At 65.5% G+C, this 19,079-nt stretch carries 10 protein-coding genes and 1 pseudogene; 7 read left to right on the top strand and 4 right to left on the bottom strand.

The features are described from left to right. The first annotated feature begins 23 nt into the window (after positions 1–23). A pseudogene (locus ACL9RJ_RS03745) lies at positions 24–898 on the top strand (CAP domain-containing protein). 9 nt (positions 899–907) lie between these two features. Here the strand turns inward: ACL9RJ_RS03745 and ACL9RJ_RS03750 are convergent. Next, entirely contained in the window at positions 908–1,588 is a 681-nt protein-coding gene (locus ACL9RJ_RS03750; protein WP_017127425.1) for a GNAT family N-acetyltransferase, read from the bottom strand. A gap of 235 nt (positions 1,589–1,823) precedes the next feature. Here ACL9RJ_RS03750 and ACL9RJ_RS03755 point away from each other — a divergent pair, with 235 nt between their 5' ends. The 5 genes from ACL9RJ_RS03755 (at position 1,824) to ACL9RJ_RS03775 (ending at position 13,520) form a co-directional block, all read left to right on the top strand. Continuing rightward, positions 1,824–2,873, top strand: coding sequence for a hypothetical protein (locus ACL9RJ_RS03755; RefSeq protein ID WP_103032560.1), 1,050 nt, complete (start codon positions 1,824–1,826; stop codon positions 2,871–2,873). An 85-nt stretch (positions 2,874–2,958) separates the two neighbouring features. Continuing rightward, on the top strand, positions 2,959–5,991 hold the full coding sequence (locus tag ACL9RJ_RS03760; RefSeq protein ID WP_422764901.1) for a ShlB/FhaC/HecB family hemolysin secretion/activation protein: 3,033 nt from the start codon (positions 2,959–2,961) through the stop codon (positions 5,989–5,991). Positions 5,992–6,001: 10 nt separating this feature from the next. After that, positions 6,002–9,895 carry a beta strand repeat-containing protein gene (locus tag ACL9RJ_RS03765; RefSeq protein WP_422764902.1) on the top strand — a complete coding sequence of 1,298 codons (3,894 nt, stop codon included), beginning with the start codon at positions 6,002–6,004 and terminating at the stop codon, positions 9,893–9,895. Next, on the top strand, positions 9,882–11,405 hold the full coding sequence (locus tag ACL9RJ_RS03770) for an argininosuccinate lyase (RefSeq protein ID WP_017127429.1): 1,524 nt from the start codon (positions 9,882–9,884) through the stop codon (positions 11,403–11,405). The genes ACL9RJ_RS03765 and ACL9RJ_RS03770 overlap by 14 nt, the downstream gene beginning before the upstream one ends. Before the next feature lie 267 nt (positions 11,406–11,672). After that, the gene (locus tag ACL9RJ_RS03775) at positions 11,673–13,520 is read left to right on the top strand and encodes a peptide transporter (RefSeq protein WP_177118960.1); all 1,848 of its coding nucleotides are present in this window, start codon (positions 11,673–11,675) and stop codon (positions 13,518–13,520) included. Here the strand turns inward: ACL9RJ_RS03775 and ACL9RJ_RS03780 are convergent. After that, positions 13,480–14,829, bottom strand: a complete 1,350-nt coding sequence (locus ACL9RJ_RS03780; protein WP_244861866.1) for a cation:dicarboxylate symporter family transporter — start codon at positions 14,827–14,829, stop codon at positions 13,480–13,482. The two genes, ACL9RJ_RS03775 and ACL9RJ_RS03780, sit on opposite strands and share 41 nt — an antisense overlap. Before the next feature lie 98 nt (positions 14,830–14,927). Between ACL9RJ_RS03780 and ACL9RJ_RS03785 the strand changes: the two genes are divergently transcribed. After that, the gene (locus ACL9RJ_RS03785) at positions 14,928–15,896 is read left to right on the top strand and encodes a LysR family transcriptional regulator (RefSeq protein ID WP_177118959.1); all 969 of its coding nucleotides are present in this window, start codon (positions 14,928–14,930) and stop codon (positions 15,894–15,896) included. Positions 15,897–15,902: 6 nt separating this feature from the next. Here the strand turns inward: ACL9RJ_RS03785 and ACL9RJ_RS03790 are convergent, their stop codons facing one another. Then, positions 15,903–18,272 (bottom strand): hypothetical protein, encoded by a 2,370-nt coding sequence (locus ACL9RJ_RS03790; RefSeq protein ID WP_212811067.1) that lies wholly within the window; start codon positions 18,270–18,272, stop codon positions 15,903–15,905. Positions 18,273–18,323: 51 nt separating this feature from the next. Continuing rightward, the gene (locus ACL9RJ_RS03795; protein WP_212811066.1) at positions 18,324–19,073 is read right to left on the bottom strand and encodes an ABC transporter permease; all 750 of its coding nucleotides are present in this window, start codon (positions 19,071–19,073) and stop codon (positions 18,324–18,326) included. Positions 19,074–19,079 lie beyond the last annotated feature (6 nt).

Genomic DNA, 19,079 nt, shown 5'->3' on the forward strand with positions numbered 1-19,079 from the left:
CAGTCCGTTCGAGGGAAATATCCATGCGCGTCCTGTTTTCCACCCTGCGTTCTGCCGTACCGCTTCCCGGCCTGGTGCTTGGCCTGACCCTGGGCCTGACGCTGAGCAACAGCGCCCTGGCCAGCGAAGAAACGCAACTGCTGCAGTCGATCAACAGCTACCGTGGCCAGGTGCAACGCTGCGGCAACCAGGCCTCCCTGGAGTTGCCCCGCTGGCCGCCGACCCGCGGCTGATCCTGCCGCCCGACAACGCAGGCGACCTGCAACAGGCGCTGGCGCGGGCCGCGTACCCGATGGTCAATGTGCAGGCAATCAGCCTGTCCGGGCCCCGCGATGCCAGCGCAGCCATGAAGGCGGTGCAGGAAAGCTTCTGCCGGGTGGTACTGGACCCGCAATTCGTCGATATCGGTGTCAGTCGCCAGGGGAACGAGTGGCGGATCGTCCTCGCCCGCCCGCTGCTGACCGCCCGCCTCGGCGATACCCAGGCCGAAGGCCAGAAGCTGCTGGAGCTGATCAACAGTGCCCGCGCCCAACCGCGCCAATGTGGCGCCCAGGCCTTCGCCGCGACCACGCCGCTGGTGTGGAATGCGCTGCTGGCGACGGCCGCCGAAAGCCATAGCCGCAACATGGCCAACAACAACTTCTTCGATCACCAGGATCGCGACGGCCATACCCCGGGCGACCGGGCTGAACTGGCGGGCTATATCGCCCAGCGGATCGGCGAGAACATCGCCGCCGGACAGGACAGCGGGCGCAAGGTGGTCGACGGCTGGCTCGCCAGTCCCGGCCACTGCGCCAACCTGATGAATCCGCAATTCCACGACCTGGGCGCCGCCTACGCGGTCGACCCGAAGAGTGACTCGGGGATCTACTGGACCAGCCTGTTCGGCAGCCAGTAGGCCCACGGCCTAGCCAAGACGCTCCAGCACCAGGGCGCTGGCCTGGCGTGTCATCTGGTCGAGGTGGCGGTCGCGCTTTTTCTCCGCCTCCGCCATCGCTTTCCGGCCGTGCTGCTGCAACAGGTAGGCATGGATCTGCCGCACCTCCAGGGTGTTGTAGATCGGTGCCACATCAAGCACCGCCACCAGCCCGTCGGTGCCGTGGTCGCGGGTGTTCATCACCACCTGCGGCCCGCGCGCGGCCAGGACCTGGAAACCCATCGCCTCGAAATACGGCACCTTGCCCGCGGCGCAGGCCAGTTCGGCATGGGGGTAATGGCCGACCATCCGCCGCAACATCGCCCGGGCGATACCGCGTCGACGCCGGTCGGCCTGCACCGCCATATAGGCCACGGCACAGGCCTCGGCATCGTCCCTGACCGGCAGGTACAGCAGGAAACCGAGCACCCGCGACGGGTCCTCGTCATCCAGCGCCACGATCAACTCCGCCGGAATCCCCTTCGACCCGTCCATCGCCTCCAGATAGAGATGCACTTCGTAGCCGACCCCGTATTGATACAGGTTGTACAGCGGGTTGCTCGGCGTCAGGGCGACCATGCTGATATCGGTGAAGTAATCCACCACCATCTGCAGGATCTGGCTCTTGATCGATTCGGGCGGCGGGGTTTGCAGGCGGGTAAGCGTGTACATCGACAATCGGGCTCCGGACAAAGGCGTGTCCGGACGGAAGGGTCGAGGTCCGGACGCGGGCATTGTAGCGCGTCCTGAGCCAGGGCATTGACGCCGCGGCAAACCGCCTGGAAAACAGCATATCCAGAAAGTATCAGGATTGGCTTTTCAGGATATTTTTATTATGGAAACCCGCCTGCTAGCATCGGTTCCACAACAACAAAGAACCGCTGCATTGCGAAGGTTTGCCAGACTTATGCCCACTCGCCTCACGACCCTGCTACGCGTCCTCGTGCCCGCTGTCGCCATTGCCGGCACCTTGATGACCGGTGGTTGCGCCTCCCCGGAGACCGGGCAGAGCAACCGCTCCCAGCAAACGATCCAGATCGGCCCCCAGGGCGCCCGTTATCCGTTCGTGGTCTTTGCCAATCACGACCTGCAGGCATCCGAAGCGCAGATCGAACAGGCGGTGGTGATCCTTCACGGGGTCAAGCGCAACGCCGATACCTACTTCGCCACCGGCCGCAAGCTGCTCAAGCTGGCGCAACTGCCGAACCAGCGGACCTTGCTGCTGGCCCCCAACTTCCTCACCGAAGCCGATCGCCGCGCCAGCAATGACCTGCCCCTGTGGCGCAAGGACAACTGGATGCAGGGGGAACCCTCGGGCTTCGGCCTCGGCGGGGTCAGCTCGTTCCAGGCGCTGGACGATGTGGTGCGCTACCTGGCCGATCGCCAACGCTTCCCGGCCCTCAAGCGCATCACCCTGATCGGCCACTCCGCCGGTGCCCAGTTGATGCAGCGCTATGCCGTGCTCAATCCCCAGGACGAAGGCCTGCGCCAATCCGGCATTGCCATCCGTTACGTGATTTCCAGCCCGTCCACCTATGTCTATTTCGACGCCAACCGGCCCCAGGCCCAGGGCTTCGCCCCGGTCGTGTCGATCATGTGCCCCAGCTACAACCGCTATCGCTACGGGATCGACGCCGCCCCCGCCTACCTGCAGGTCCAGCACCTGAGCGCCGAGCAGCTGTTCCGCCGCTACGCCGGTCGCGACGTCACCTATCTGGTGGGCTCGAAGGACAATGACCCGGCCAACCGGATCATGGACAAATCCTGCGGCGCCGGCATGCAGGGCGCGACCCGGGTCGAGCGGCAACTCAACTACCTGGCCTACGAACGCTTTCTCGGCCAGCACTGGAATATCGCAGTGCAGCATCCGCAATTCCAGGTGCCGGGCATCGGTCACAGCGCCAACGGCCTGTACACCTCGCCCCTGACCGCCGAGCGACTGTTTCCGGCGCGCTAGGGAACGGGCGGCAGGGCCGCCCCCGTTCCCCTGAACATCCCGTTATCTCCCAAAACAATTAAAAAATCCGGGAACCATCCTCATCATGAAACGGATACGTGCTTCTGCCCCTGCGCAGCCGATCTGCCGTGGTCGTCATCTGACGCTGCTGGCCGCCACCCTGCTCACGCTCCATGCCCAGGCCGAGACGCTGCCCTCGTCCGGCACCCTGTTCGATGCCAACCGCTCACAGCTCAGCCCTTCCGAACGCGTTCCCGCGCCGGCACGACAGCGTGTGCAGATCGAGGCGCCGGCCACGGAGCCGAATCGCCCCGCCGCGGCGGCCTCCAGCCTGAAGGTCAAGGTCAGCCATTTCACCCTGAGCGGCAACCAGGCATTCAGCGATGCGCAGTTGCAGGCGCAACTGAAACCCTTCCTGAACCGGGAACTGGACCTCGACGGCCTGCGCGACGCTGCCGCCAGCATCACCGCCCTGTACCGCGAAAACGGTTACCTGGTGGCCCGCGCCTACCTGCCGCCACAGAATATCCAGGCCGGCAGCGTAGCCCTCGCCGTGCGCGAAGGCGTGATCGGCCGGGTCCGCGCCGAACCGGCACCCGATGTCCGCCTGAGCGCCGGCATGCAGCAACGCTTTGTCGACGACCTGATACCCGGCACCGTGATCCGTGAAGCCGATCTGGAACGGGTGCTGTTGCGCCTGTCGGATATCGCCGGGGGCTCGGTGCGGGCGGTCCTCGCCCCATCGGCCCAACCGGGGGCCGCCGACATCGTGCTGAAGATCACCGAGATGACCGCCTGGACCACCCGTGCCAGCATCGACAACTACGGCAACTACTACACCGGCGCGAACCGGATCTCGACCAGCGTCAGCCTCAACGATGCCCTCGGCCTGGGCGAAAGCCTGTCCCTCAATACCCAGAACTCCCTGGAAGGCCTGAGCATCCGCAGCATCGGCTATCTGCAACCGCTGGGGGCCAGTGGCGTCTCCCTCGGGCTCAACCATGCCACCCTGGACTACCAGATCGGCAAGGAACTCAAGGACGCCCAGGCCAGCGGCTCGGCGGATATCGACACGATCTACCTGACCAGCTCGTTGCTGCGTAGCCGCAACAGCAATATCAACCTGTCCCTGGCGGACGAATGGCGGCGCTTCGAAGACCGCACGGCGGCGACCCAGGTCAGCAAATCAGCCAATTTCCGCAGCATCACCCTCTACGGCGACTGGCGCGACGGCTGGCTGGGCAGCAACCTGTGGAGCCTGCGCTACGGCCGCGGCACCCTGGACAAGGACACCGCCGCCGACGCCGCCCTCGACCGGGTCACGGCCCGTGCCGCCGGCGACTACACCAAGGCCAATGTGTCCTTCAGCCGCCTGCAGCAACTGGGCAACGGCTTCTCCCTGCTCGGCTCGATCACCGGGCAATACGCCGACAAGAACCTCGACGCGTCGGAAAAGCTCAGCCTCGGCGGTCCCGACGGCGTACGCGCGTACCCGGTGGGCGAAGCCGCCGGTGACGAAGGCGTGCTCGGCCGCCTGGAACTGCGCAAGTACCTGGGTCGCTTCGCCGATTCGCAGGTCGAAGCCGCGCTGTTCGCCGACGCCGGCCGGGTCACGGTGAACAAGCAGCCCTGGGACAACAGCGAAAACCAGCTCAGTCGCTATGGCTACGGTGTCGGCCTGAACGTCTACCACAAGGACCTGGTGATGAACGCCAGCCTGGCGTTTTCCCCCGGTGCCACGCCCACCGCCGACCCGCATGAGGCACGACGTTTCTGGCTGTCGATTTCCGGTTCGCCCCAGGCCTTTGTCGGCCTGGCCAGCGATATCGGCGGCAAGGGCGAGGATTTCGAAGAACCCTCGACCGACTTCATCCTCTACGGCTCCGTCGGCCTCGTGCCCGAATACGTCGACCGCCATGGCGCCACCCCGGCGGCTGCGGCCGACCAGAACAAACTGGCGACCGCCAACGGTCGCAACATGGCGAGCTTCACCCGCGTGCGCGACAACGTCTCCTATATCGGCGCCCACAGCGGGATTCCCCTGGCCTACGACTGGGACTTCCTCTGGCAACTGGAATACGGCCTGTCGCTGAACTATGCCGACCACAGCGACGTGTCCGTGCCGGACGACAGTTCTTCCCACAACCAGTTGCGCAATACCGGCGTGGCCCTGGCCAACCCGGACAGCGGCACCTTCCTCTACGGCATCTGGGACATGCCGATGAAGGAAAGCATGACCGGCCTCGACCCCTTTCACGGCCGGACCAGTGCCGCTCACTACAACATCATCGGTTCACCCGGCTTCAGCACCAGCATCACCCGCAACAGCGGCCCGGTGGGCACCGCCTCGGAATCGAACAACGACGACGCCGCGTTCAACCGTCGCCAGTCCGGCGTATTCGCCTACTGGACACCCCAGTGGCACGGCCTGCAGATGAAACTGGCGTATTCCAACAACGGTGAAAAAGCCGCGCCGGACGTGGACGAAGGCTACATCTACGGCGGCAGCCTGACCTACGAGAACGCCGGTTTCACGGCCATCGCCGCCTATGAAAAACACGTCAACTACTTCGGTATCGCCAGCATCGGACGCAATGCCCGGGGCGTGGGCAGCAATACCCATGTGACCGCCAACACCTCGTCCGACGACTTCAGCCTGCGCTATGGCCTGGCCTACGACTTCGGGGCGACCAAGGTCTCGCTGATCGCCGACGACCTGTCCTACTCCGAGGATGGCGTGGTCAATACCAGCAACACCTCCAGCGATGTGTCGCGCTATCGCCGCCAGGCCTGGATGGTGGGCCTGACCCACGACGTGACCCGGCAACTGCAGTTGCGCGCCAGCTACGCCAAGGCCCTGCCGGGCGAGTGCACGATGATTTCCGGGAATAACCGCGAATGCTCCACCGCCGGCATGGGCGCCACCCAGTACGCCGTCGGTTTCTCCTACAAGCTGAACAAGCAGACCGAGCTGTTCAGCCAGTACGTGCTGCTGCAGAACAACTCGCTGGCCAACTACAACTTCGCGATTTCCGGAGTCTATGCGGCCAGCGGTTATTCCCCGGGTACCGGGACCACGATCAGTGCCCTGGGCACCGGCATCAACTATTCATTCTGAGGAGGCGACCATGAAGACGCACAAGACCCCAGGAATGACCCGCCCGGTGCTCAACCCACTGAGCTGGGCGATCTTTGCCGCCGTCTACAGCCTGGTGCCCCTGTCGGCCTGGGCGCTGGACCCCAACGCGCTGCCGAGCAACGGTCATATCACCGCCGGCAGTGGCAGTATCAGCAGCAGCGGCAATGTGCTCAACGTCAACCAGAGCAGCGATCGCCTGTCCACCACCTGGGACACCTTCAATATCGGCAGCGCCGCCCAGGTCAATTTCTACCAGCCCGGCGCGTCGTCGGTGGCGTTGAACCGCGTGCTGTCCAGCGACGCCTCGCAGATCTTCGGCAAGCTCAACGCCAATGGCCAGGTGTTCCTGATCAACCCCTCCGGCGTGTTGTTCGGCGCCGGCTCGGCGGTGAATGTCGGGGGCCTGGTGGCCAGTACCCTGAACCTGTCCGACGCCAACTTCATGGCCGGCAAGAACCTCTTCGAAGGTAACGCCGGCAGTGGCACGGTGATCAACCAGGGCCAGATCAAGGCCGCCGACGGTGGCTACGTCGCCCTGCTCGGGGCCCAGGTACGCAACGAAGGCACGGTGGTCGCCAGGCTCGGTTCGGTGATGCTCGGCGCCGGGGAAAAAGTCACCCTGGACTTCAACGGCGACGGCCTGATCAACATGGCCGTGGACAACCCGGCGCTCAACGCCAGCGTGATCAACAGCGGCGCACTGCAAGCCAACGGCGGCCGGGTGATGCTCTCGGCCAGGGCCAGCAACTCGATGCTCAACGAGGTGGTGAACAACAGCGGCGTCATCGAAGCCACCAGCCTGCAGCAGCGCAATGGCACGATCATCCTCGACGGCGGCGACAGTGGCGTCGTGGCCAACAGCGGCAGCCTCGACGTGTCCGGGCGCAACCCGGGGCAAACCGGCGGCAACGTGACCCTGACCGGCCAGTATGTCGGCCTGTACGACGGCGCCCGTATCGACGCCTCGGGGGCTGCCGGCGGCGGCCAGGTGCTGGTCGGTGGTGATTTCCAGGGCACCGGCCCGCTGCACCAGGCCGACGCCACCTACATGGATGGCAATGCCAGCATTCATGCCGATGCCTTGAACAGCGGCGACGGCGGCAAGGTGATCCTCTGGTCGAAGGACAGCACCCGCTTCTACGGCAATATCAGTGTCACCGGCGCCGGCCAGGCCGGCAAAGGTGGCCTGGCGGAAACCTCGGGGCATGCCCTGGACGCCTTTGGCGTGGTCAACCTCAGCGCCGCATCCGGCATCGGCGGCACCTGGCTGATCGATCCGTTCAATATCAATATCACCAGCGGCGCCAGCTCCGGAGCCACCAGCAGCAACCCGTTCACCTCCAGCGGCTCGGCCAGCTCCAACCTGAGCTCGGCCACTCTCAATGCATCGCTCTCGGAAGGCGCGAACATCCTCGTCTACACCACGTCGGTGGGCGGCACGTCCGGCGATATCAACGTGCTGGACAACGTCAAGGCGGTCGGCAACGCGAGCCTGACCCTGCAGGCCCATCGCAATATCGTGATGACCAACACCAGCATCAGCAACGCCAGCGGCAAGACGCTGAACGTCTCGCTGCTGTCGAACTTCAACAACAGCGGCAACGGCTCGGTGCAACTGAGCAACGCCAGCATCCGCACCAACGGTGGCAACCTGACCATCAGCGGCGCGGCCTCGCCCACCGGGTCCTTTGCCAGCACCAACGTCAGCAACGGCTTCGGTGTGTCGCTGAACAACAGCCAACTGCTCACCAGCGGCGGCGACATCCTGATCCGCGGCGCCACCTCCTCGACCCTGGCCAGCGGTTCCACCGCCGGTGCGGTACAGATCGGCGGCGCCAGCCTGCTGGACGCGGGCGGCGGCAGCATCGCCATCGTCGCCAACCAGGCCAGCACCAGCGGCACCGGCGATGCCTTCGTGCTCACCGGCGGCAGCCAGATCGTCACCAGCGGCGCCGGCTCGATCCGTATCGACAGCAGCAACCTGGGCAGCGGCAACGGCACACGGATCTTCAGCACCAGCAACACCATCGCCGCCACCGGCTCGGGCAATATCACCCTCAACGGCAGCGCGACATCCGGCCAGGGCGTGCTGATCTGCTCGACAGCCGCTGGCTCCACCCAGAACGTCCGGGTCGGCAGCGGCACCCTGACGGTCAATGGCAGCAGCACCAGCGGGCGCGGGGTCAACCTGTCGGCCTCCGGCAATGGCGTGGTGAACCTCCAGGCCACGGCCGGCGGCAAGCTGCTGGTCAGCGGTGACAGCGGCGGCTCCTATGGCACGATCCTCAACGCCACGGGGATCGGCTCTTCGATCAACCTGCTGAGCGACGGCGATATCAGCCTGTCGGGCAACACTTCCGGCGGCACCACGCCGGCATTGGCCCTGGTCAGCTCCGGCAGCGGCAGTGCCGCCACGCCGGGCTCGCGGATCAATATCGGCAGCAGCGCCGGCAACGTCACGCTGTCGGCCAACAGCACGGTGATCAACAACACCAGTGGCTCGTTCCGGGCGATCTTCTTCGATGCCAGCGGTGCCTATGGGGCGATCAACGTCAGCACGCAAAGCGGCCGGTTGACCCTGGACGGCACCAGCGCCTCGGGACGCGGCATCGATCTCGCCCCCTCAGGCAGTAACGCCAGCGTCAACCTCTCGACCACCACTGGCGATCTGCTGCTCAGCGGCAACAGCACCAACAGCTTTGGCGGCTACGGGATCTTCTTCAACTCCACGGGCGCTTCCCAGGGCGTCAACGTCTCCACCACCACGGGCAATATCACCCTGCGCGGCGACTCGGTGGGCACCTCGGACGCCATCGCGCTGGGCGGCAGCGGGATCGCCTCGACCAACAGCATCACCTCGCAGAGCGGCAACATCAGCCTGCTCGGCAACTTCCACTCACCCAACAGCGGCGAGCTGGATCACGGCATCGCCATCCTCAGCGTGACCAACATCATCCAGACCCACGGCAACGGTAATATCACCCTCGACGGCCGTGCCGCCGACCAGGGCAACGGCATCGATTTCTACGGCAACGGCCGGGCGCTGGTCAGCGTCGACGACGGCCAACTGACCCTGCGCGGCAGCAGCGGCTACGCCGACGGCATCGGCATGGCCACCGGCATCAACCGGATCCAGGCCACCGGCAGCGGCTCGGTGGCGCTGACCGGCAGTTCCACCTACGGCAACGGCATCAGCCTCTATCCCTCCGGCAACGCCAGCTCGGCGACCCTGTCGACCGTCAGCGGCGACCTGACCCTGACCGGCACCAGCGGCGCCGCGGGCAAGGCCGGGATCCTCATCCGCGCCGCATCGGCGGGTCCGGCCAACGGCGTGAGCCTGCTCTCGGGCAGCGGCAACCTGCGCCTCAACGGGCGTACCGACGGCAGCAACTCGGGCATTGCCATCGTCGGCAATAGCAACAGTGCCTACACCCTGATGCAGACCGGCGGCAGCGGCCAACTGAGCCTCGACGGCTACAGCGCCGGCGGCTACGCCCTGAGCTTCGATGGCGGCAACAACAGCCTGCTGGCCGCCGACGGCGGCGTGCTGGTCAGCACCGAATCACCCGCCGGACGCTTTATCAGCCATACCACCGACGTCACCACCTTTGCCGCCAGCGGCAGCGGCGCCGTGGTGTTCCGCCAGGGCGGCACGATCAGCAACCGCCTGACCGACCCGACGACCGCCTCCGCCAGCGATGCCATGCAAAGAACCATGAACGATGGCTTCTGGGCCCGTCCGCTACAGGACAACAGCCGCCTGACACCCCTCGATAGCCTGCGTGACCGCCCCGGCATCGACCTGGCCAGCTTCGACCAGACCTCTGTTTCCAATCCATTCGACAACCGTGTAGAGAGACCCCACGACCATGAAGAACCTTAAGCCGACCTGCCCTCCGTTTCGTCTCAGCCGGCTGGCCCTCGGACCGTTGCTGATGCTGGCCATGGGCGCGGCGAATGCCGCCGACGCCAAGGAGCCCCATGACTATTTCTATTTCCTGGGGGAAATGAACAAGGCTTCGACCGTGATGGTGATCGACAACAAGATCGTCCCGCCCGACCTGGGCAAGAAGATCGTCTCGGCCGTCGAGCAGGTCATCAATGAAGGCAACCGGCCGGGGGCCGAGCGGCCGGCCGACTACCTGAAGTACGAGCCGCTGATCCTCGCCATCGCCGGTCCCGACGGTTCGCGCATGCACTCCGGACGCAGCCGCCAGGATATCCTGTCCACCACCCGGCGCCTGATGCAGCGCGAGCGTGTGTTAAGCCTGCTGGACTCGATGAACAAGTCCAAGGCCGTGTTCCTCAAGCTGGCCGCGGAGAACCGCGATACCCTGGTCCCGGCCTACACCAATGGCGTCCAGGCCCAGCCGACCACCTACGCCCACTACCTGCTGGCCTTCAGCGCCGTGTTCGACCGCGATGCCGAGCGCCTGCGCCAGGCCTATGCCCGTCTCAACCTCAGCCCACTGGGCTCGGGAGCCCTGGGCACATCGAGCTTCCCGGTCGACCGCAAGCAACTGGCCGAACTGCTGGGCTTCGACGGTCCCGTGGAAAACTCCTATGACGCCGCGCAACTGGGCGCCCTGGACACCGGCATGGAGCTGACCGGCATCTGCAGCAATGCCGCGACCACCATCGGCAGCCTGGTGCAGGACATGCACACCCAGTACCACCAGCCCTACCCGTGGATCATGATCACCGAAGGCCGCCTGACCGGCACCAGCAGCATCATGCCGCAGAAGCGCAACCCCTACGGCCTGAACCTGCTGCGCCTGCAGGCCAGCGACGTGGTCGGCGGCGCCATGACCTACCAGTTCGAAGCGCACAACGTGACCCCGGGCATGCCGGACTACAAGCGCGACCAGGTGGAAAAGACCCTGGACCTCACCGCCAGCTCGTTCCAGATGCTCGCCGACCTGATGAGCAACCTGCAGATCGACAAGGATCGGGCCCTCCAGGAAATCGACGCCGACTACTCCACCACCACGGAACTGGCGGACGTCCTGCAGCGCGACTCCAATGTGCCGTTCCGCGTCGGCCATCACTTCGCCTCGGACCTGGTGACCTACGGGCGCACCAACAAGATGAAACCGGCGGACATCCCCTTCGCCGAGGTCCAGAAGATCTACGGCGAAGCGCTGAAGGCCTTCGATATGCAGAATGTGCAGTTCCCGCTGACCCAGGCGCAGTTCCGCAAATCCCTGACCGCGCAGAACATGATCGAGTCGAGCAAGGGACTCGGCGGCCCGCAGCGTGCCGAAGTGGATCGGATGCTGGCGGCGGAACAGGCCAGCCTCGGCGTCGACGAAAACTGGGTCAAGGAGCAGAAGCAGAAACTGGCGACGGCTTCGGCTAATCTGGACAAGGCGTTTTTTGCGCTGGGGCGTTAAGAGTGGATCGCGGCGCGGGCAGGTTCGGGGGGATGATCCTCGAACTTGCCGGCGCCCTTGAGGCCGCCTTCGCGGGCAAGCCCGCTCCCACAGGATTGTTGCGTACCTCTGTGGGAGCGGGCTTGCCCGCGAAGGGCCCCAAGGAGTCCTGGACCATGCAACAGGTGCCTCCACATAAATCCCGTGGGAGCGGGCTTGCCCGCGAAGAGGCCCCGGCAGCCACCACAGCACTGGCAAATACACGCTCTTTCACCAAAGGCCCATTCGATGCCCGAAGACAACTATTCGCTGGAGCACTTCGAGTTCCTCTGCTACTCCCGCAACCATGAAGCCGCGGCGCGCGAGCTGGTGCGCCTGCTGCTGTTGATCGACCGCCACTACGGCAAACTTTCCAATACCTTTTCCCTGGCGGTATCGCCGGCCCTGCCCGCCGCGGAACTGGAGGCCCACGCCCTGACCCGACTGACCAGCGCCATCTCCGCGCTGTTCTCCGACCCCGGCTTTCGCATCAGCCCGGATGGCTTCGGCCAGTTGATCCATTTCCAGCGCTGGCTGTCGTCACTGTTCGCCGCCAGCGCCTTCGTCAACGCCGACCACCTGCTGCAATCGTTGAATACCCTGGGGCCGACGGCCGAGGACTTCCAGGTCAGCAGCACCGACCTGGTGAAGTTCTGCGTGCTCTACTCGGCGGAATCGGAAGTGCCGCTGGATGTCGAACTGCTCTGGCAGCAGAACCGCGATATCGCCGCGGCGTTGTTCATGGCCTTGCTCTCCCCCCGACTGATCGGCACCCAGGCCGCCCACTCCAAGCGCGAGGCGCTGCTGGCCTGGCTGCCCCGCCGGCTGGAGGAAATCGACAGCCTGGACACCCTGCCCGTGGGCATCCTGCACGATGCCTACATGCACTGCAGCTACGCCGACCTGCCCCAGCGCCATGACATCAAGGCCTCGATCAATCGCCTGGTGGAACGCAAGCTCGCCGCCGCGGATATCCTCGACCTGCCGACCGCGGCGCCACGTCCCGCCACCGCCGGCAAACCGGTGATGCTGGTCCTGCTCGAATGGTTTTCCGCCGGACACTCGATCTATCGCACCCACTCCAGGACCCTGGAAGCCGCCCGCGCGGATTTCCAGCTGGTCGCCATCGGCTACCAGGCCAATGTCGACGATGCCGGCCGCGAGGTCTTCGAGCACTTTGTTGCCTTCGACGAGCCTGACGACCTCTATGCCTGCCTGCGCCAGCTCAGGAACGTCGCGCAGGCATGGGCGCCGCAGGTGTTCTACATGCCCAGCGTCGGCATGTTCCCGATCACCCTGTTCGCCAGCAACCTGCGCCTGGCGCCATTGCAGGTCGCCGCCCTCGGGCATCCGGCGACCACTCGCTCGCGGCATATCGACTACATCAGTGTCGAAGAAGATTTCATCGGCGACCCGGCCTGCTTCAGCGAACGGCTGTTGCGCCTGCCCGCCGACGGCCAGCCGTATCGCCCCTCGGCCCATGCGGTGCCGCTGCCCAAGCGTCAACGCCAGGACTCGCCGCTGGTGCATATCGCCATCGCGGCGACCACGATGAAGCTCAACCCGCGCTTTCTCCTGGCCTGCCAGAAGATCGTCGAGCTGACGCCGCGGCTCCATGGCCGCGAAGTGCGCCTGCACTTCCTGATCGGCCAGGCCCAGGGCCTGCTCTATCCGCAGGTGCTCCGACTGATCCAGCGCTACGTGCCGCAGGCGGTGGTGTATGCCCACCAGCCGTACCAGGACTACCTGGCGATCTTCAACCAGTGCGACCTGTTCCTCAGCCCCCTGCCCTTCGGCAATACCAACGGCATCATCGACGCCCTGACCGTGGGTCTGCCCGGGATCTGCAAGACCGGGCCGGAAGTGTTCGAGCATATCGACGAGGGCTTGTTCCGCCGGATCGGCCTGCCGGACTGGACCATCACCCATACCCTGGAAGAGTACATCCGCGCCGCCTGCCGCCTGGCCGGCAACTTTGCCGAGCGCGAGGCGCTCTATCGCCAGCTGGAGCGCCCCGAAGCGCTGCAGAGGCTGTTCAGCGGTCGCCCGCAGGCGCTCAGTCAGGCGCTGTCGGCCCTGCTGAAAACGGCGCCTTGAGTTCACGCCGCAGCACCTCGCGGTCAAGGGCGTTATCCCAGCGGGCAATGGCCACGCAGGCCACGCAGTTGCCGATGGCGTTGGTCAGCGAGCGGCATTTCATCAGCCGCTCGACGCCCAGCAGCAGGACCACGCCTTCGGTGGGCAGGAACGGCAGCGCACCGAGGGTGGCGGTCAGGGCGACAAAGGCCGAACCGGTCACGCTGGTGGCGCCCTTGGAAGTCAGCGAGGCCACCAGCACCAGCATCACCAGTTGGGCCAGGCTCAAGGGAATCTCCTGGACCTGGGCCAGGAAGATCACCGCCACCGCCAGGTACAGGTTGGTGCCGTTGAGGTTGAACGAATACCCCGCCGGCATGACCAGTCGCACCACCGCCGGCGAACAGCCCAGACGCTCCATCCTGGCGATCAGGCCCGGCAGCGCGGCAATCGACGAGGTGGTGAACAGCACCAGTGCCAGCTCGTCCTTCACATACAGCAGCAGACGCCAGAGACTGACGCCCGCGAGCTGGCTGACCAGTCCCAGGACCAGCACGATAAAGACCACGCTGGCCAGGTACAGGGTGGCGACGAACTTGAGCAACGGCACCATCGAGCCGACCCCGTACCGGCCGATGGTGAAAGCGATGGCGCCGAAGGCCGCCAGGGGCGCCAGCTTGAGAATCAGGTTCATCAGGCCGAACAACAGTTCGAGCAACAGCTCGATCATCTGCCGTACCGGTGCCCCGCGCTCGCCGCTCCAGGCCAGGGCGATGCCGAACATCAGGGCGAGCAACAGCACCTGCTGGATATTGCCCTGGGCGAAGGCGCCGAAAAAACTGCCCGGGATGGTTGCCAGCGTGGCCTCGGAGAACTGCCACTGCCGCCACTGGGCGAGGAAATACTCGCTCGACGAGGTCAGGCTCGACAGTTCGTCCAGGGGAAATCCCGGCCCCAGATCGTTGCCCGGATGCAGCAACAACGCCGCCGCGACGCCGATCAGCAGCGACAACAGGGTCATCAGGGCAAAAAACAGCAAGGCCTTGCCGCCGATCTTGGCCGCTTCGGCCTGGCTGCGCATGCCGGCGATACCCGAGACCACCAGGGCGAACACCAGCAGGCTGATGGGCATGCCGATCAATCGGACGAAACCGTCGCTGAGGGGTTTCATTTCCACCGCCAGCGCCGGATGCCAACGCCCGAGGGCGATGCCGCAGGCGACCGCGATCAGAATCTGTACCACGCCCCGCTTGAAGAACCCCAACCCCATCCGCCGCACCGTCGCCTGTCGATCCTCGCCCATGGTACTGGCATACGGGCCAGCACTCACGCCCGATTTAGCACATGGCCGCACGACAGGCCTGCCGCTACAATCGAGGCGGTTCGAAGGTACTGGCAACAACAGCCCCTCACACTAAAAGAAGCCCCATGGAACTCCGACACCTGCGTTACTTCCTGATGGTCGCCGAAGAACTGCATTTCACCCGTGCCGCCGCACGCCTGAACATGCAGCAGCCGCCCCTGAGCAACCAGATCCGCCTGCTGGAAAAGGAACTGGGCTTCGACCTGTTCAAGCGGCATCCCAAGGGCGTCGACCTGACCGCCGGCGGGCAGGTCTTCCTGCAAGAAGCCCGGGCCATTCTCAATCGGGTCGACGAGGGTTCGAAACGCGCGGCACGGGCAGCCCAGGGCCTGGAGGGCAAGCTGTCGATCGGCTTCACCAGCTCGGCGGCCGCCCACCCGCTGATTCCCGGGATGATCCGCGCCTATCGCGGGCTCTACCCCAACGTCGAGCTGCTGCTCAGCGAGGGCAATGCCGGGGAACTGACCGACGAAGTGAACCTGGGGCGCATGGACCTGGGCATCCTGCGCGCACCGGTGAGCCGCCCCCGGGGCGTGACCCTGTACCGGTTGCTCAACGAAGAAATGCTGCTGGTACTGCCGGTGGGACACCGCCTGCTGCCGGCGGACGTCCTGGTCAACGGCCTGAGCCCGGACGAAATCGACGCCATGCCGGTGATTGCCATCGGCGACCTGGCCGACGAGTCGTTTATCCTGGTGCGTCGCCACGGCGCGCCGGGCATGTACGCCAAACTGGTGGAGGCTTGCGAGCGCGCCGGCTTCACCCCGAAGATCGCCTTCGAAATCGAGCGCATGCTGACCAACATCAACCTGGTGGCCGCCGGTGCCGGAATCTCGGTGGTACCGGCGTCCATGCGCAGTTTTCATCGCCACAGCGTCGTCTACTGCCGGATCGGCGAAGCCAGTCCACGGCTGGTGGCACCGATCACCCTGATCGTGCGGACGGAGGACCAGGACCCGACCCGGCAGAACTTCATCGAGCTGGCCCAGGACCTGGGGCGACAGTTCCGCCGCGAACAGCTCCCCCGCCCCTGAGTCGCCCTACAGCGTCAGGAACAACGCCGACGTCCAGACCCGCGACTGATCGCGCTGCCGCGCACAGATGAACAAGGGATGCTCGCGGCCCGGTTCCAGTTGCAGCCCCGCCAGATCGATACGCCCTTGCAATTCGCGGGGCAGCGGCGCGGCGGTGGTCCGCTCCAGGGAAACCTTCAGTTCGGCCCCCGGCAACTCCTCGATCACCTGCGACTGGGCCAGCAGCGTTTCCCCGGACACCTGGATCAGTACCGAAGGCGCGTGCACATAAGGCTGCGGCTCGGACGGGTCGCCGACCTTGATGTAGTTGTCGATGCGACTGCGGATCTCCAGTGTCGCACCGGCCAGTTGCGACAAGTCGATTTCCAGGCTGTCGGTATCGCCGTTGGTATCGGTGCGAAAGGCCAGGACCGTCGCGTCCTTGCGCCACACCGTCTGCTCCGGATGATCGAGCCCCAGGGCGCGAAAGCCGTTGATGACCGCCCCGGTGATGCGGATTTCGCCGCTCCAGTAGGCACCCCGGTAGCGATCCTTGATCCGCGCGCCGCCCAGGCGCAGGCGAATGCGCTGGTCGGAAAAGCCCAGTTCCTGGTGCAGGTTGCGTGACCAGATCAACTGCTCGCCATCGAACAGGTCGACCTGCTCCCAGCCCGCCTCACCCAGCAGGCGGTAGTCGAGCAGCGCATCGGCCGGAGCCTTGAACACCTCGCCCATGAAGTTCTCGCCCTGGCGCAGGCTGGCAAACGAGCGCTCGCCGGTGGTGGCAAAGGTCCGCCGGGCGCGCAGCGCCTTGCCGACACTGGCACGGTCGAAACGCTCGGCGAGCACGCCGGTCAGGCCACCGCGGGAACCGAACACCGCGGTGGCCGGGACCCCGCCACCGCAGCGCCCCTGATGCTCGTCGCTGTTGGCCGCCGCACCGACCCGATAACCCCGCTGCAACGCCTCGGCATATACCCAGTGGAATTGCCCCCAGGCCGAGCCGACTTCGATCAGCCGCTCCAGCTCCGGATGGTGCCAGTCGAGGTTGCAGCGGCGCCCCCCGACATGGGGCATCATCAGGTGGCCTTCGGGGTCCTTGGCATAGGCGGCGTAGAGTTCGTCCACCGGCCAGGCGCCCGGCTTGATGGTGCCGGCGGTGAACTCGTTCCATTCGAAGGAGCGCACCAGCCGCCCCTGGTTGTCGAAGGGGAATTCAGGCTTGCGGTCGTGCAGGAACACCACGTTGCGGTCGCCTCCGGCGCAGGAGTTGCCGCACCATTCGGTCCCCGGATAGCAGACAAAGCGACCCGTTTCGTTGAGTTCGTGAATCAGCCTCACTGCCTGGTCCCAGCGCTGCTCGGTGATATTGAAGTCATTGGCGGTGTAGCCGAGCACGTCGAGCCCGGCGACATCGCGGCCGTAGCTGAGGTTGTAGAGCGTGTCATTGGTGCCCACGGTGTCATCGGAATGCACATGCAGGTCGGCATACAGCGGACGCAATGCGCTGCCGGCCGGATCGACCGTGACAAAGGCCTGGGCCCCACGAACAAAAGGGGCATGCACCGCGGCCGACAATCGCCACTCACCCACCGCCTCGAACGCCACGCCCTGCAACCGGGCAATCGCCCAGCCTTCGCTCGCCAGGCGGAACGCTTGCTGGCGCTGCTCGCCGTCCGGACCGCTCAGGGTCAGCAGGCCATCGAGCGGCAAGCCACGGCAGGTATTGCCCCAGGCATCGTCGACCCGCAGCAACACGTCGAACGCCTCACCGGCGCCGACCAGCCGCGGCACGATCAGTTGTACGCCATGGGCCGGCCCCGGGACGATATCCAGCAACGGGTCGCCCGGCACCTCGGCAAACTTCGAACTGCCCAGCGGGTCGATGAACAGGCGAAAACGGAAGTCCTTCTCGACGAAGCTCTGCACCCGCGTGCCGGCCCCGCCCTGGCGGCGATCGCCGAGGCGGATGATGACCCGGTCGCCGGGGTTCAGGTAGCCGTCGACGATATCGATGATGATCGCCTTCTGGAACGGCCGCTCGTGGCCCTTCTGGTCGAAGCGCACCTTCAGGTGCTGCACCGTGGCCCGGCTCTGGCCCGGCACCAGCTCGCCGGCCTGGTACTCGGCGCTGACGTAGTTGGGGCCGGCCGGATTCGAGGTCTGGAACAAGGCCCAGTCGGAGTAGAACTTGAAGGCCAGCTTCAGCCAGGCGCCGTCGGCCAGGCCGCTGCCGCCGACCTCGTAGACCAGGGTGATCTCGTCCCACTGGCCGGCCATCAGGGTGTTGCGGTCACAGCTGACATGACCCAGGAACGGGCGCTGCTTATTGCGTTCATACAGGCCTTGCGGGGCAATGTAATGCCCGGCTTCGCGGGGATCGAAAACGTTGTTCACATGACACCTCGTACGGGTCTTCGCGGAATCTTCAATAGGGACTGGCACGCTCTATTGCACGCGCCATTTCTGGTAGTGACGCTCGATGCGCCGGAACACGAAACTCTCCATCAGCCAGGCGATCAGGCCGATCAGCACGATGCCCAGCAGCACCTGGCTGCTGTTGCCGATCTGCCCGCCGGTGGCAACCATCCAGCCGATCCCCTGGGAGGTGCCGATCATTTCCGCCGCCACCAGCGCCCGCCAGCCCTGGCTGAAACCGATACGCAGGGCGGCCGTGACAAACGGCAGCGACGCCGGCAGGTAGACATGGGCGAGCAGTTGCCAGGGATTGGCCCCCAGGGTGCGTGCCGCGCGGACTTCGCCGCCGCGAATGCTCTGCACGCCCTCCTGGATGGTCACGGCCATGGGAAACACCGCGGCGATAAAGATCACCAGGACGATGGACACATAGCCCAGGCCGAAAATGATCATGATCAGCGGTGCCCAGGCGATGGGCGGGATCGCCATGAACAGGCTGTTGAGCGGCGATATGAAGTCGCGAAAACGCGAAGACAGACCGCCCGCCGTACCCAGCAGGACCGCGACCAGCACCGCGGCACAGAACCCGCCCAACTCTTCGAGCACACTGGCCCGCAGGTGCTGCCACAACGAACCGTCGCCCAGCCAGCGCAACGTTTCGCGGGCCACGTCCCAGGGCTGCGGCAGGATGTAGGTGGGAAAACGGCTGGCCAGGGCCACCCAGATCAACAGCAGGACGGGCAGCGAAGCCCAGCCCCAATTCGGTTTTGGCAAGGACATGACAGA

Source organism: Pseudomonas sp. Mn2068, from assembly GCF_049319725.1.
Lineage (GTDB): Bacteria > Pseudomonadota > Gammaproteobacteria > Pseudomonadales > Pseudomonadaceae > Aquipseudomonas > Aquipseudomonas gingeri.

Bases quoted from the DNA above. Each gene is read 5' to 3' on its own strand.
- ACL9RJ_RS03750 (WP_017127425.1), bottom strand. From the start codon at position 1,588: ATGTACACGCTTACCCGCCTGCAAACCCCGCCGCCCGAATCGATCAAG.
- ACL9RJ_RS03795 (WP_212811066.1), bottom strand. From the start codon at position 19,073: ATGTCCTTGCCAAAACCGAATTGGGGCTGGGCTTCGCTGCCCGTCCTG.
- ACL9RJ_RS03760 (WP_422764901.1), top strand. From the start codon at position 2,959: ATGAAACGGATACGTGCTTCTGCCCCTGCGCAGCCGATCTGCCGTGGT.
- ACL9RJ_RS03755 (WP_103032560.1), top strand. From the start codon at position 1,824: ATGCCCACTCGCCTCACGACCCTGCTACGCGTCCTCGTGCCCGCTGTC.
- ACL9RJ_RS03785 (WP_177118959.1), top strand. From the start codon at position 14,928: ATGGAACTCCGACACCTGCGTTACTTCCTGATGGTCGCCGAAGAACTG.
- ACL9RJ_RS03765 (WP_422764902.1), top strand. From the start codon at position 6,002: ATGAAGACGCACAAGACCCCAGGAATGACCCGCCCGGTGCTCAACCCA.
- ACL9RJ_RS03775 (WP_177118960.1), top strand. From the start codon at position 11,673: ATGCCCGAAGACAACTATTCGCTGGAGCACTTCGAGTTCCTCTGCTAC.
- ACL9RJ_RS03770 (WP_017127429.1), top strand. From the start codon at position 9,882: ATGAAGAACCTTAAGCCGACCTGCCCTCCGTTTCGTCTCAGCCGGCTG.